This window comes from Curtobacterium sp. MCLR17_039, from assembly GCF_003234745.1.
Classification (GTDB): domain Bacteria; phylum Actinomycetota; class Actinomycetes; order Actinomycetales; family Microbacteriaceae; genus Curtobacterium; species Curtobacterium flaccumfaciens.
Genome location: NZ_QKTF01000004.1, coordinates 305,551 through 318,979, shown reverse-complemented (window position 1 = coordinate 318,979; position 13,429 = coordinate 305,551). Strand labels below are relative to the sequence as shown.

9 protein-coding genes are annotated in these 13,429 nt (G+C 73.2%); 2 read left to right on the top strand and 7 right to left on the bottom strand.

Annotation, left to right across the window (positions count from 1 at the left end; genetic code table 11):
- Positions 1-7: 7 nt before the first annotated feature.
- The 4 genes from DEJ00_RS07070 to DEJ00_RS07055 form a co-directional block, all read right to left on the bottom strand.
- A complete protein-coding gene (locus DEJ00_RS07070) occupies positions 8-3,004 on the bottom strand; it encodes an AAA family ATPase (RefSeq protein ID WP_111056855.1) in 2,997 nt (998 codons plus the stop codon).
- Entirely contained in the window at positions 3,004-4,167 is a 1,164-nt protein-coding gene (locus DEJ00_RS07065) for an exonuclease SbcCD subunit D (protein WP_111056854.1), read from the bottom strand. The genes DEJ00_RS07070 and DEJ00_RS07065 overlap by 1 nt, the downstream gene beginning before the upstream one ends.
- Positions 4,168-4,229: 62 nt before the next feature.
- Positions 4,230-5,447 carry a S24/S26 family peptidase gene (locus DEJ00_RS07060; protein WP_111056853.1) on the bottom strand — a complete coding sequence of 406 codons (1,218 nt, stop codon included), beginning with the start codon at positions 5,445-5,447 and terminating at the stop codon, positions 4,230-4,232.
- Positions 5,448-5,515: 68 nt separating this feature from the next.
- Positions 5,516-6,115, bottom strand: coding sequence for a hypothetical protein (locus DEJ00_RS07055; RefSeq protein ID WP_111056852.1), 600 nt, complete (start codon positions 6,113-6,115; stop codon positions 5,516-5,518).
- A 208-nt stretch (positions 6,116-6,323) separates the two neighbouring features.
- On the opposite strand from DEJ00_RS07055, the gene DEJ00_RS07050 reads away from it, so the two are divergent.
- Both DEJ00_RS07050 and DEJ00_RS07045 read left to right on the top strand, forming a co-directional pair.
- Complete coding sequence (locus tag DEJ00_RS07050; protein ID WP_111056851.1) at positions 6,324-6,902, top strand: MarR family winged helix-turn-helix transcriptional regulator; 579 nt, start codon at positions 6,324-6,326, stop codon at positions 6,900-6,902.
- 36 nt (positions 6,903-6,938) lie between these two features.
- Positions 6,939-7,448, top strand: a complete 510-nt coding sequence (locus tag DEJ00_RS07045; RefSeq protein ID WP_071248315.1) for a DinB family protein — start codon at positions 6,939-6,941, stop codon at positions 7,446-7,448.
- A 167-nt stretch (positions 7,449-7,615) separates the two neighbouring features.
- Here the strand turns inward: DEJ00_RS07045 and DEJ00_RS07040 are convergent, their stop codons facing one another.
- From DEJ00_RS07040 to DEJ00_RS07030, 3 genes are all read right to left on the bottom strand, one after another.
- Positions 7,616-8,896 carry an esterase family protein gene (locus tag DEJ00_RS07040; protein ID WP_111056850.1) on the bottom strand — a complete coding sequence of 427 codons (1,281 nt, stop codon included), beginning with the start codon at positions 8,894-8,896 and terminating at the stop codon, positions 7,616-7,618.
- Positions 8,893-10,926, bottom strand: a complete 2,034-nt coding sequence (locus DEJ00_RS07035) for a bifunctional lysylphosphatidylglycerol flippase/synthetase MprF (protein WP_181440107.1) — start codon at positions 10,924-10,926, stop codon at positions 8,893-8,895. The genes DEJ00_RS07040 and DEJ00_RS07035 overlap by 4 nt, the downstream gene beginning before the upstream one ends.
- 177 nt (positions 10,927-11,103) lie before the next feature.
- Positions 11,104-13,272, bottom strand: a complete 2,169-nt coding sequence (locus tag DEJ00_RS07030; protein WP_111056848.1) for a DEAD/DEAH box helicase — start codon at positions 13,270-13,272, stop codon at positions 11,104-11,106.
- Positions 13,273-13,429: the final 157 nt, after the last annotated feature.

The following is a 13,429-nucleotide window of genomic DNA, read 5'->3' as shown; positions in this document are numbered from 1 at the left end:
GGTCTGATCAGACCGTCGTCGTCACCCGCGAGCCGCCGGTCGGGGTGCGGCGCACGGCGATCCGCTCCGGGATCCGCTGCTTGAGTTCCTCGACGTGGCTGACGATCCCGACCTGTCGCCCGCCCGCGGTCAGTCGGGACAGCTGTCCGATGACGTCGTCGAGGGTCTCGGGGTCGAGCGTGCCGAACCCCTCGTCGACGAAGAGCGTGCCGAGCGAGACCCCGCCGGCCTCGGCCTGCACGACGTCGGCCAGCCCGAGCGCCAGGCACAGTGACACGGTGAACGTCTCGCCGCCCGACAGACTGCGGGGATCACGGACGGTGTCGGTCGTGTGGTCGTGCACGGCGAGGGCGAGCCCCGTCCGTCGCGACCGCGACCCGGATTCCCGCTCGTCGGAGGTCTCGAGGGTGAAGCGCCCGGCGAGCATGCCGCGCAACCGGTCGTTCGCCGCCGCCACGACGTCCTCGAAGCGCCGCATGAGCACGTAGGTGCCGAGCGTGATGCCGGTCGGGTTGACCGATGCCACGCCGTTCGCGACGTCGGCGAGGCGGACGACGGCGCGGCTGCGGGCCGAGGTCTCCTGTCGCGCACGGACGGTGCGGTGGACCTCGGTCGCACACTGCTCGACGGCCTCGGCGCGGTGCGCTGCGGTCACCGCGAGCCGGGTGGCCTCGTCGAGCTCGGCCGTCGCGCGGACCCGTTCGGCCTGTGCCGCCGGCACGTCGAGCTGCTCCGGATCGTCGTCGGCGGCCTGCACCACCGCGGGGTCGTCGAGCCCTGCCCGCACGACGGCGCGTTCGGACTCGGCTGCGCTGATGCTGCTGCGGAAGCGCGCGACGGTGTCGGGATCGAGGAGACCGGCTCGTGCGGCAGCGACGTCGGGGAAGGACTGCTCGTCGAGGACCCGGGCGACCTCGGCGCCGCGCTCGTCGCGGGCGCGGGCCGCGGTGGCCGCGCGGTCGTCGGCCTCGGCGACGGCACGGAGCACCGTCAGCCGCCCGTCGAGCTCGTCGACCACGGCCCGGAGCGAGACAGGCGAGCTGTCGCTGTCGTCGTCGCTGTCGAGCAGCGCTGCGAGCCGCTCGATCGCGTCGTGCACCGATCGCAGGTCGGCCTCGAGCCGCTCGGCATCGGAGGCCGCGGTCGACGCGAGCACCGTGCGCCGGGCGTCGAGGTCGTTCCGCTCACGCTCGAGCGCCCGGGTCGCGGTGTCGTGCGCCGTCCGCTCGCGCTCGTGCTCCAGCACCAGCGCCGCAGCCTCGTGCGCCGCTCGGACCCGCTCGTCGGCGGCCACCGCCATGGCGTCGAGGGCGACGGTGTCGACCGTGCCGACGACGGCGGTCAGCCGGAGGTGCTCCGCACGGTCGACGGCCAGGTCGGCCGCGGCGTCGGCGAGCTGCTGGTCGGCCAGACGCGTGGCGTCGCCCGCGGACTCCACCGCCTGGATCGTCGGGTGGTCGTCCTGCGGCGCGGCCACCGACGGGTGCGCCGTCGATCCGCACACCGGGCAGGGGTCGCCGGGGATCAGCGCCGCACCGAGCTCGCCGGCGAGCCCGGCGATCCGGCGCTCGCGCAGGGAGCGTTCGGCATCGAGCGCCTCGGTGGCCCGACGGCGGGCATCAGCCACGACGCGTTCGGCATCGGCGACGCGCTGTTCGGCGCGGTCGCGCGCGGCCAGGTCGGCACCGAGCGACTGCACCCGGGTGACCTCGTGCGCGGCGGCGTCGGCGTCGGCAGCGGTCGTCGAGGCGGTCCGGGCGGCCTCGACGATCCGTGCTCGTTCCGACGGCCGGGATTCGAGCGCGGTGTCGAGCGCGGCGAGGTCGTCGGTGAGCCGCGATGCGGTCGCGGTGGCCTCGGCGATCGCGGTGCGCCTGGCGTCCGCTTCGGCCTCGACCGCGACGAGGTGCCGGACGTCGGACAGGGCGTCGGTCAGCGTGTCGCGGCGCCGGGCGATCTGCTGTGCGTCGACGGCGCGGAGCGCGTGCTGGTCGCGCAACCGGGCTGCTGCCCCGGCGGTGTCGTCGGCCCGCACGGTCGCGGCGTCGAGGCCGTCGGCCACCGCGGCGACCCGGGCGGCACGCTCGGCCGTCGCGACCGCGGCCCGTGCCTGCTCGATCACCGGGGCGTCGTCGTCGAGGAGCGCCTGCCGCCGCAGCAGTGCCGCTCGTCGCTCGAGGGCGGCCGCACGGGCCGTGACCGATCGTTCGTGGTCGGTCGCCGCCGTCGCAGCGGCAGCCGCAGCCGTTCGGTCTGCCCCGGCGGCGTCGGCCGTGGCGCGGAGGGCCGCCACCGTACCGGGGACGACGGACTCGTCGGCCTCGGCGAGGTCGGCCGCCTGCGCGAACCGGGCCAGGGCGTCGCGGACGCGGTCGTCGGCGCCCTCTACCTCGGCCTGCACGGCTCGGCGGCGAGCGGCGAGCTCGTCGGCGGTGCGGTCGTAGACCTGCGTGCCGAACAACGACTGCAGGAGCTTCCGGCGGTCTTCACCCGGAGAGCGGAGGAACCGTGCGAACTCGCCCTGCGGCAGCACCACGGTCTGCAGGAACTGCGCGCGGTCGAGCCCGACGATCCGGGCGATCTCGACCCCGACCTCGGGGATGCGGGACGACAGGGGTTCGCCGGCGACGTCGGTGGGCGCGGCGAGTCGGAACAGCTGCACGGACGCCTGCTGCTTCACCGTGCCGGTTCCCCGCTGCTTCGGGCGGTCGTACTGCGGGGTGCGCCGGACCCGGAACACGCCTGCGCCGGTCTCGAACACGAGCTCGACGAACGGTTCGACCGCCGGGTCGGCGTGCTGGCTGTGCAGCCGGTCGGAGCTGGCGTCGGAACCGGCCAGTCCGCCGTACAGGGCGAACACGACGGCGTCGATGATCGTCGACTTGCCGGAACCGGTCGGCCCCTCGAGCAGGAAGACCCCGGACGCGGCCAGCGCCGCGAAGTCGATCGTCACGAGGTCGGGGTACGGCCCGATGGCGCGCAGTTCGAGTCGGTGCAGGTACATCAGCGGTCCCCCTCACGCTGCAGGGCGAGCACCGCGGCCTCGTACGCCTCGGTCAGCACCGCGCGTTCGTCGTCGTCGGGCAGCCCGCCGGTGGCGAAGGCCACGAAGTCGCCGGCGACCTCGACCGGGTCGGACGTCGCGGTGACGGCCCGCGCGGCGGTGGCGGCCGGCCGGTCCGCCGGTTCGTGCGTGATCGCCAGAGCGTGCGGGAAGTGGTCCTTCACGCGGGCGTACATGCGTTCCGGGTGCACGGTGTCGGTCACCGCGACGCGCACCCAGGCCTCGGCATCGGCCCGGAACTCCCCGGACTCGATGGCGTCGATGCTGCCCCGGACGTCGACGAGCCGCCGTGGCACCGGGGTCGGTACGAGCTCGACGGTGACGGCACCCGCCGCGTCGAGGTCGGCGATGGTCACGGACTTCCGCTGGTGCCGCTCGCCGAACGAGAACGCCAGCGGCGACCCGGCGTACCGGATCCGGTCGTCGTCGCCGACGCGCTGCGGGCCGTGCAGGTGCCCGAGGGCGACGTAGTCGAACCCGTCGAACACCGACTCGGCGACGCGGTCGACCCCGCCGACGCGGATGTCCTGCTCGCTGTCGCTCGGGTCGGCGCCCCCGACGAAGGCGTGCGCGACGACGACGCTCCGGGTGCCGGCCCGCGTCTCGAGGTCGGCGCGGATCCGTTCGGTGGCGGCGTGCACGACGGCGTGGTGCGAGCGGGCGAGGGGTTCGTCGGGGACCGCCGCCAGGGCGTACCGCGTGAGGTCGGGGTGCAGGTACGGGATGCCGTACACGGCCACCGGGCCGTCGTGGTCGGTCACGAGCACCGGATCGGCCACGTGTGCGGGCTCGGCGAGGATGCGTACGCGCTGCCCCATCACGCCGGCCCCGAAGCCGAGCCGCGCGGCCGAGTCGTGGTTGCCCGGCGTGAGGACCACCGTCGTGGTCTCGGCGAGGCGTTCCAGCGCGCGGGAGAGCATGCGGACGGCGTCCACCGGCGGGATCGCGCGGTCGTAGACGTCGCCGGCGATGACGACGAGGTCGACCGCGCACTCGCGGGCGAGGTCGACGAGCCAGTCGGTGAACGCGGCCTGGTGCTCGAGCAGGTCGGCACCCAGCAGTGTGCGGCCGAGGTGCCAGTCGCCGGTGTGCAGGATGCGCATGCGGCCACGGTAACGCCGGCCGGGGACATCCACAGGGCACCTCGCGGTGCCCTGTGGAGGGCTCAGGCGGTCGCGCAGCTCGCGGACGCCAGGCCCAGCACCGAGACGACCCGGACCCTGACCGTCGGTGTGCTCGTCGCGGTCCAGTTGTTGCCGAGGTTCGTGCGGAGGTGCAGCGTGTACGTGGTGCCGAGGTTCAGGAGCCCGGCGCCGGCGTAGGGCATCGAACGGGCACCGGCGGTGGTCGCGCTGGCCACCTGCGTCGTCCCGTTCATCAGGTCGAACGACACCGGCACGGTCGCGCCGTTGTCGTAGGTCCAGGCGATCGTCACCGTGTTCGACCCCGCCGGGGCGCAGGTCAGGGTGGGGACACCGGTCGCCGTGCCCGCCGTGAAGTTCGCGGTCGGTGCGACGGTGGTCTGTGACCACGGGGCCGCGTCCGCCGCTCCGGGCAGCAGGACGCCGGCGGCCGCAGCGAGCACGAGCACCGCGGCGCCCCCGCCGATGCGGCGCAGCCGCCGCACGCGACGTGCTCGTCGACGCAGCGCGCGACGGGTGAGGACGCTGGACGCAGCGGTCGGGAGGCTCGTGGCGGCGCCGTCCCGCGCCTCCAGGCCGTCGTCGGTACCGTCTGCCGGACCGGCGGCATCGTCCGGACCGGCGGCGTCGTCCGGACCGGCCGCGTCGTCCGGACCACCGGCCGCGCCGTCGGTGTCGTCGTCGGACTCGACGAGTCGCCGGAGCGACCCGTCGATCGTGCAGAGCGCGAGCACCGCGGTCAGGCCGAGCGCGAGCATCGCGACCAGGCCCCACTCCCCGGCGCTGATCCACCGGATCGGTGTCCCGATGAACGGGATGCGCAGGAAGGCGACCCCGTGCACGGCGGAGCGCTCGATCGGCGTGGAGTCCTGCTGGGGGTTCGCGTCGCCCTTCGTGACCATCGTGCCGCGGGGGCCGTCCTCGACGTAGCGGTGCATGCGCAGGTGGTCCGGCTGGTCCGGGTCGTCGGCGAGCAGGACCTTGCCCGTCGCGATCTCGCCCGAACCGACCGGACGCGAGACGACCACGTCACCTGGGACGATCCGCGGCTCCATCGAGCCCGTCATCACGGTGGTCGGCTGCCAGCCGATGAGCGCCGGCGCGGCCGCCCAGAGCGCGAGCCCGAGCAGCGTCGCGACCACGCCCCGGGCGAGGGTGGCGACGACGACGCGCCCCCAGTCGACGGCGTCACGGACCGCTGCGTGCGGTGCGGGACCACCGTGCACTGCGATGCTGCTCATGACTGCCTTCGACCGGGGGCGCGTTGCGGGGAGGGAACGGACGGGGCTGGTTCGGCCCCGGTCCCGGCTCAGCTGTTCTGGGCCTCCCAGGTGAAGCCGAGGGCTGCGGTGCCGCCCTGCACGGTGTTCGGAGCGGTGCTCGAGACCGTGTAGCTGACGCGGTAGACGCGCGTCTCGGACGCGGTGCCGGTCGGGGCCCAGGTGCCGATGCCGGTCGCGTAGTTGGTCGAGGCGGCGCCGAAGCCCGCGACGGTCCCGCTGTAGAGCGAGCCGCCGGTGGCGGCCGGGGTGAAGCCGGAGCAGGAGCCGAAGCCGCCGCCGGTGCCCTGCTCGATGGTCAGGTTGACGTTCGCGGCCAGGTCCTTCGTGGTCGAGACGTTCGTGCCGTAGAGCTTGACGGCCGAGGGCAGCGAACCGGTCGAGGTCACCGCGATGCAGTTCGCACCGGCCGAGCCGGGCTTCAGGTTGTTCGCCGTGAACAGCGCGGTGTTGTTGTCGTCGTCGGACAGGGCGACACTGCCGGCCGTCCAGTTGTTCGTCGGGTTGACGGTGGTCGAGGAGAACGCCGCGTACGAGGCCGTCGAGACGACGACCCCCGAGGCGACGAGGGCGGCGGGGATGGCGATCCAGGCGGCGAGGCGGGCAGCACGAGGCGTGACACGAGACATGGTTGGACTCCGTGAGGAAGAGATCTGATCGGTGGTTCGGACGGGCCCGCGGTGGTTGGTCGCGCTACGTGCCGAGGTGGTACGACGATCAAGCTACTTGGCGTTCGAGCAGCTCACAAGACCTGAGATGTCCCCACTGATGGGGGTATCTTGACGAGTGAGTTACTTGTTGACTGAAGTTCCCACCCTGTACCCGAGAAGAGCTCCCATGACGGACACCGACCCGGTCGTCCTCCCCCCGCACGCACCCGCCGTCCCCGCGGCGCGCGTCGCCCCCACCACGCCGCCGGCACCGATGTCGCCCGACGTCACGGCGCTGGACCCCGTCACCGCCGACACGGACCCCGACGCCGACCTGCCGCGACTGCTCACCGCCTTCCGGGTGCTCCAGATGCAGCACGCACGGGTCCTGCACCACGAGAGCACGATCCGCGGGCTGAACGCCACGGACACCCGCTTCGTGTTCTTCCTCAGCGCCGCCGGCGGCCACGGCGTGACCCCGAAGCAGGCCGGCGAGTACCTCGAGCTCACGACCGGGGCGATGACGTCGCTGATCGACCGGCTCGAGAAGCACGGACACCTGGAACGTCGCCCGAACCCGGAGGACCGCCGGAGCGTGCTCCTGCACCTCACACCGTCGGGCACGGCGGTCGCTCGCGAGGTCGGCGCCGTCTACTCCGACGCGTTCCGGCAGGTCGTCGCACCGTCCGACCGCGCCGTGGTCGCGGCCGCGTTCGAAGGGCTCGGTGCCGCCCTGGAGCGCCACCACCGCAGCGCCGCCGTGTGACAGCGGGTGTCACGACCCGCGCGTAGCGTGAGCGCCATGACCCCCTCTGAACTCCTCACCGAAGCGTTCTCCCGCGTCCCCGAGACGGTCGAGCGGGCCGTCGACGGGCTCTCCGAAGACCAGCTCGCGGCACGGCCGGCCGCCGGGGCGAACACCCTCGCGTGGCTCGCGTGGCACATCGCCCGCGGCCAGGACGTGCAGATCGCCGAGCTCGCCGGCTCCGAGCAGGTCTGGACGGCGGACGGCTGGTACGACCGGTTCGGGCTGCCGTTCCCGGCCGAGGCGCTCGGGTACGGCATGTCCCGCGACGACGTCGGGCGGGTGCGGGCCTCCGCCGAGCTGCTCACCGGGTACCTGCGCGCCGTGCACGAGCGCACGGTCTCGTACCTCGGCACGCTCGGCCCGGACGACCTCGACCCCGTCGTCGACGACGCGTGGGACCCGCCCGTGACGGCCGGCGCGCGCCTCGTGAGCATCCTGGACGACTGCACGCAGCACGCCGGGCAGGCCGGCTTCGTGCGCGGGCTGCTGTTCTTCAACCGCTGAGCGCGCGCGGCCGTGCGGCCGCGCCGCCGCTTCGTGAGCAGGAATGGTCGGGTCCGACGTCGCGACCCGACCATTGGTGCTCACCATGTGACGGACGGGAGGCCCGGTACCAGCTGGTACCGGGCCTCCCGTCCGTCAGAAGGTGGGTCAGACCCCGGTGGCGCGGATCAGTGACGCCCCGCGGACAGCGCGTCGGCCAGGTGCGGGAGCTCGGTGCGGAACGACCACTGCACGGTGTTCCAGTCGTGTCCGCTCCCCGGGGCGAACGCGACGCTGGTGTCCGCGCCCGCTGCCCGTGCAGCGTCGGCGAGGACGCGAGCACTGCGGCTGAACGCCCCGTCAGCCGACCCCGCGGTGAACCAGAACGCGTGCCCGCGCAGGTCGTCCGCCCGCATCTGCGCGATCGGACCGGCGGCCTTCCACGCGGTGACCGATCCGCCGAAGGCCCGGTCCGCGCTGTGCTGCGGGTTCTGGTCGATGGGCTGCAGCTCGCTGGACACCGCGAGCACGGCCCCGAACCGGTCGGGGTGCGCGGTGGCGAACTGCATCGCGCACGTCGCCCCCTGCGAGAAGCCGGTGAGGCCCCACGCACGGCGGTCCGGGGTCACCGGGAGGTGCGCCGTCAGCCAGCGCGGCACGTCCTCGGTGACGTACGTCGCTGCGTTGCCGAGGTCCGAGTCGACGCACATCGTGTTCAGGCCGGGCGCGGAGAGCTGGTCGACGGAGACGACGATCGGCGCTCGGCCGTGGTGGGCTGCGGCGTACCCGTCGAGTGCGGTGCCCATCCTGCCGGCGGTGAACAGGTCGCTCGGAGCCCCCGGTTGACCGGAGAAGGCGAGGACGACGGGCAGCGGCGCCGGATCCCTGACCAGGGCAGCGGGCGGCAGGTAGACGACGGCGGGCCGTGCGGGGAACCCCGATCGCTCCCCGGGGATCTCGACGGTGCGGACCTCGCCGGTCGTGGGCATGGTGGCGACGGGGGCTGCGGCCAGGTCGAGCTCCGGGAACGGGTCCGTCTGCACGACGGTGCCGAGCGTCGGGTACATCGCGAACTCGACGTTCACCCCGAGGGCGGACGCGAGCAGCGCGGTCGGCACGAGCAGCCCGGCGAGGACGCGGCGCCAGCGACGGCCCTGCACGAGTCCGACGACCGCCAGGGCCAGTGCAGCTGCGGCAACGACGAACCACATCCGGGTGACGGGGCTCAGCGCGACGCCGAACAGGTTCATCAGATCGCTGAGGACCCAGCACACGAGGAGCACCACCGCGGCGGCGACCACCGCGACGGCAGCGCGGACCCCGGCCCGTCGCCACGCGACGCGCGAACGCAGCGCCCCGAGCGCCGGCAGCAGGACGGCGAGACCGAGCACGGCGAACGCCACGTCCAGCGGGACGAGCTTGGACGGCGCCTGCAGCTGGGTGGCGAGCAGCCACTCGGTCGGACTCACTGCTCGGACACCACCCGCGTCGGAGCGGGCTCGCGCACGACCGAGCGGTGTGCCTGCCGCAGTGCCCAGAGGTGCTTCGGACGGAGGCCCGGTACGTACGCGCCGGCCAGGGCACGTGCGACCCGCGGCACGTGCAACGGCGTGGGGACCACGATCCAGAGCGCCTCGTGTCGGGCGCCGAACTTCTCCTTGAAGCGCTGGAGCGACCGGAACCCGTACACCGGCTCGAGGAGTCGGGCGACGAGGACCGATCCGAAGGACACGAGTGACGGTGCGCCGTCGTGGGCGGCGAGCGGCGTGCCGGAGAGGCTGATCATCTGCAGGCCTGCGTCGCGTGCCCGGATCGCGGTCCGGGCGATGAGGAACTCCATGACGCCCGGCATGCCGTCGTCGCCGCGGCGCATGACGTCGAGCGTGTAGCCGGCCAGCACGCCGTGCTCGTACACGGGCAGCCAACTCGTGACCGCGGTCACCTGCCCGTCGGCCGTCACCGCCAGCATGAGTCGGACGTCGGGGTCGTCGAGCTCGTGGAAGCCGCCGAGGGTGAACCCCATCTCCGGCAGTCTCCGGTCGCTCGCCCACCGCGTGCAGATCGCCTCGACCTCGGCACGGTGTTCGTCAGCGAGGGCGTCGAAGGTCGTCCACTCGTCGCGGACCCCCTCACGGTCCGCCCGGTTCGAGGCCGTCCGGAGGTCCTGCCGCTTCTTGCCGCGCAGGTCGAAGGTGGCGACGTCCAGCACCGACTCGACTCCCACGGGCAGCGCGGTCCACCCGTCGGCGGCGAGGATCTGCCGCACCGGGTCGTGCACGCTCGTGAACGCGGGTACCCAGCCGTTGCGGTCGCAGAAGGCCGTGAACGCGGACACGACCTCGGCGCGGTCCGCAGCGCTGCACGCCGGATCCGACACGGTGAGTGCCACGTCCCCGCAGACCCGGTACGCCACGGCCCCGCGTCCGTCCGGGTCCGTCCAGGTGGCGTTGCCGCGCCAGGTGCCCATGTGGCCGAGGGTTCCGGCATCGCCGTCGCGGAGCATCTCGACCAGGGCACCGCGGCCGTCGGTGGCGGCACGGAACCGCGAGCGGACGAGGCGTCCGCGGAGCGCCAGGACCGCCAGCAGCACCATCGCCGGCACGAGCCACGCGCCGAGCAGTGTGACCTGCCACTCGATCGCGTCCAGCCCGAGACCGCGCCACTGCACGGCGTCGTCGGTCATCGGTTCGATGAGGAACACATCGGCGAGGACAGCGGTCAGCGTCACGAGCACGCCGACGGCGAGCACGATGCCCGTCCGCCGGCCACGCTGCACGAGCCAGGCGGACACCAGCAGGAGGAGCCCGACGATGACGACCGCACGGTCGCTCATGGCGTCGGCGAACACCGAGAGCACGCCGTCCGGGTCCGGCACGACAGGGGTCACCAGGGTGCCCGCGCCGAGCGCGATGAGCGTCGCGACGACGCAGGTGCGTGCGCTGACGGTGTCACGCGCGGTCGGCGCGTCGGGACCGGAGGCCCGGCGCACCACGAACGAACCGGCTGCGGTGCCGAGCAGCGTCGCCAGGGCACGGGCGAGGTCCGATCCGTGGCCGGCGAAGAGCACGAGCGTGAGGACGACCGTCCAGAGCGCGGCTCGCGTACGCCACCGGTGCTGCGCGGGCATCGCTGCCGAAGCGGCACCGAGCAAGGCGGCGGCGACGATCGACGGGGCGAAGAGCGGCTGGCCGACGGCGAGTTCGGCGTGTGCCTCGCCGAGCGCTGACCCGATGCTGACGGTGAGCAGGGCTCCGAGGACGCCGAGCGCCGGGGCCACCACGCCGATGACCACCGTGCGGACGGAACCGAGGGACCGTTCGGCGAGCACCGTCGTCACGATCACGAGGACCATGGCGAGGCACGCGACGGGCGGGTGGTGCGGGAAGTCGGGTTCGGCGTGAGCGATCCGCGCGGTCACGAGGAGCGCGGTCGTCGCTGCGGCCACGGAGACGGAGACGGGGAACCGGCGGAGTCGTCCGACGAGCGCTGCGGGTGTCACGTGATCATTGCAGCGGTCCTGCTCGCCCGTGTCATCAGCCGGGGGCATGAGCACGGCGACTCTGGGTCCTCCGAGAGGATGACCCGGGCGCAAGTGCGGTCTTCGGTCGCACCGTGTGACGGACGGGAGGCCCGGTACCAGCTGGTACCGGGCCTCCCGTCCGTCGTGTGCTCGCGACTACCGCGCGGCGAGCTCCGACACGATGCCGTCACCGGGTGCGGCCTGCACCAGGTCCGCCTCGATCTCGGCGCGCTCGAGGATGCCCTCGATCTTGCGGATGCGGCCACGCGGGACGATGGTCACGACCGTGCCCTCCTTGCCGGCACGACCCGTGCGGCCGGAGCGGTGCATGTACGCCTTGTAGTCGTCCGGGGCGTCGGCCTGCACGACGAGCGAGACGTCGTCGACGTGGATGCCGCGGGCGGCGACGTCGGTGGCGACGAGCACGTTGACGCGGCCGCTCGTGAGCAGCTGCAGGTTGCGCGTGCGACGCGACTGGTTCAGGTCACCGTGGAGCGAGGTCGCGCGGATACCGGCGTCCTCGAACTGGTCGGCCAGACGCTCGGCGTAGGCGCGGGTCCGGGCGAAGACGATGGTCTTGCCGTCGCCGGCGACCAGCTCCTCGAGGAGACGGTCCTTCTCGCGCTGCTCGACCACGAGGACACGGTGGTCGATGGTCGAGGACGCCTGGTCCTCACCCGCGACCTCGTGCACGCTCGGCTCGTGCAGGAATTGCTCGACGAGCGCCGCGACCTGGGTGTCGAGCGTCGCGCTGAAGAGCAGCTTCTGCGCGCGGTTGCCCTGCGGGGTGACCTCGGCCGTGGCGGAGAGGATCTCCTGCACCGGCTCGAGGAACCCGAGGTCGCACATGTGGTCGGCCTCGTCGAGCACGGAGATGATGACCTCGCTGAGGTCGAGCTTCCCCTTGTTCATGAGGTCCTGCACACGACCGGGGGTGCCGACGATGATGTCGACGCCGCGCTCGAGCGCGCCCTCCTGACGGCCGTAGGGCACGCCGCCGTAGATCTGCGTCGTGAACAGGCCGACCGAACGGGCGATGGGCTGCACCGTGCGGTCGATCTGCAGGGCGAGCTCACGGGTCGGCGCGAGGATGAGCGCACGCGGGGCGCGGCCCATCTTGCGCTTGGTGCCGCCGCCGTGCTCCATGAGCTTCTCGACCAGCGGCGCACCGAAGGCGATGGTCTTGCCGGAACCGGTGCGGCCACGGCCGAGGACGTCCTTGCCGGCGAGCACGTCGGGGATCGTCGCCGCCTGGATCGGGAACGGGCTCGAGGCGCCGAGCTCCTGCAGGGCGCGGGAGATGTTGCCGCCGATGCCCAGGTCGCCGAAGGTCACGCCCTCGACGTCGGCCGCGATGGTGGCCTCGGCCTGGAGCTTCTCGAGCTTGACGTCGTCGGCCGGCACGAACTTGCCGCGCTCGGGCTCGTCGAACGAGCGGCGCGGGGCACGGTCGCTGCGGTCGTCGCGGTCGAACTTGCGCGGGGCGCGGTCGTCGCGATCGAACTTGCGCGGGGCGCGGTCATCGCGATCGAACGAGCGACGCGGGCTGGGCCCCTGCGCGCCGGTACCGGCGCGACGCGGAGCCTGCGAAGCGTCGGGACGGCCGTGCGAGTAGGGAGCGTCGTTGTCACGACGGGGCGCACGGTCGTCCCGGTCGAACGAGCGACGCGGGCGGTCGTCGCGGTCGAAACGACGGGGACGGTCGTCGTTGTCACGACGGGGCGCACGGTCGTCGCGGTTGAAGCTGCGCGGAGCGCGGTCGTCGCGGTCGAAACGACGGGGCGCACGGTCGTCACGGTCGAACGAACGACGGGGACGGTCGTCGTTGTCACGACGGGGCGCACGGTCGTCACGGTCGAACGAACGACGCGGACGGTCATCGTTGTCACGACGCGGGGCACGGTCATCGCGGTTGAAGCTGCGCGGGGCGCGGTCATCGCGGTCGAAACGACGGGGACGGTCATCGTTGTCACGACGGGGCGCGCGGTCGTCACGGTTGAAGCTGCGCGGTGCGCGGTCATCGCGGTCGAAACGACGCGGGGCACGGTCGTCGCGGTTGTAGCCACGGCCGCCACGGTCGTCACGGTCGGGGCGCCGCTGGCCGCCGCTGTCACGCGGCTCCCAGTTCGGACGGGCCGGACGCTCACCCTGCGACGCGCGGCCGCGACGCTCCTCGGCGTCCCAGCGCTGCTTCTGGCGCGGCTGCGAGGAGTCGGCGGCGCGGAACCCGCGGTGCTTGCTGCTGCGGGCGGCGGGGGTGCCGTTCGGGTGGCGGACGCGGTCGGAGGCGCGGTTGTCCGCGCCGCCCTTGTTGTACGGGGCCATGGCTGCTTTCTCGGGTGCGCAACGTACCGCAGCGCCCGACAGCGACATCGGCGGGGGCTGCTTGCGGAGAGGGGGTTCATCCCGTCGCGAGTCGACGTGATTCCAGCCCTCGAGCAACACACACCCAGCAGAATTTCCGTGATCACAATGTCACGAC

Excerpts from the sequence above, each read along its gene's own strand:
- DEJ00_RS07065 (WP_111056854.1), bottom strand. The coding sequence starts at position 4,167 with ATGCGCATCCTGCACACCGGCGACTGGCACCTCGGCCGCACACTGCTG.
- DEJ00_RS07030 (WP_111056848.1), bottom strand. The coding sequence starts at position 13,272 with ATGGCCCCGTACAACAAGGGCGGCGCGGACAACCGCGCCTCCGACCGC.
- DEJ00_RS07070 (WP_111056855.1), bottom strand. The coding sequence starts at position 3,004 with ATGTACCTGCACCGACTCGAACTGCGCGCCATCGGGCCGTACCCCGAC.
- DEJ00_RS07055 (WP_111056852.1), bottom strand. The coding sequence starts at position 6,115 with ATGTCTCGTGTCACGCCTCGTGCTGCCCGCCTCGCCGCCTGGATCGCC.
- DEJ00_RS07045 (WP_071248315.1), top strand. The coding sequence starts at position 6,939 with ATGACCCCCTCTGAACTCCTCACCGAAGCGTTCTCCCGCGTCCCCGAG.
- DEJ00_RS07060 (WP_111056853.1), bottom strand. The coding sequence starts at position 5,447 with ATGAGCAGCATCGCAGTGCACGGTGGTCCCGCACCGCACGCAGCGGTC.
- DEJ00_RS07050 (WP_111056851.1), top strand. The coding sequence starts at position 6,324 with ATGACGGACACCGACCCGGTCGTCCTCCCCCCGCACGCACCCGCCGTC.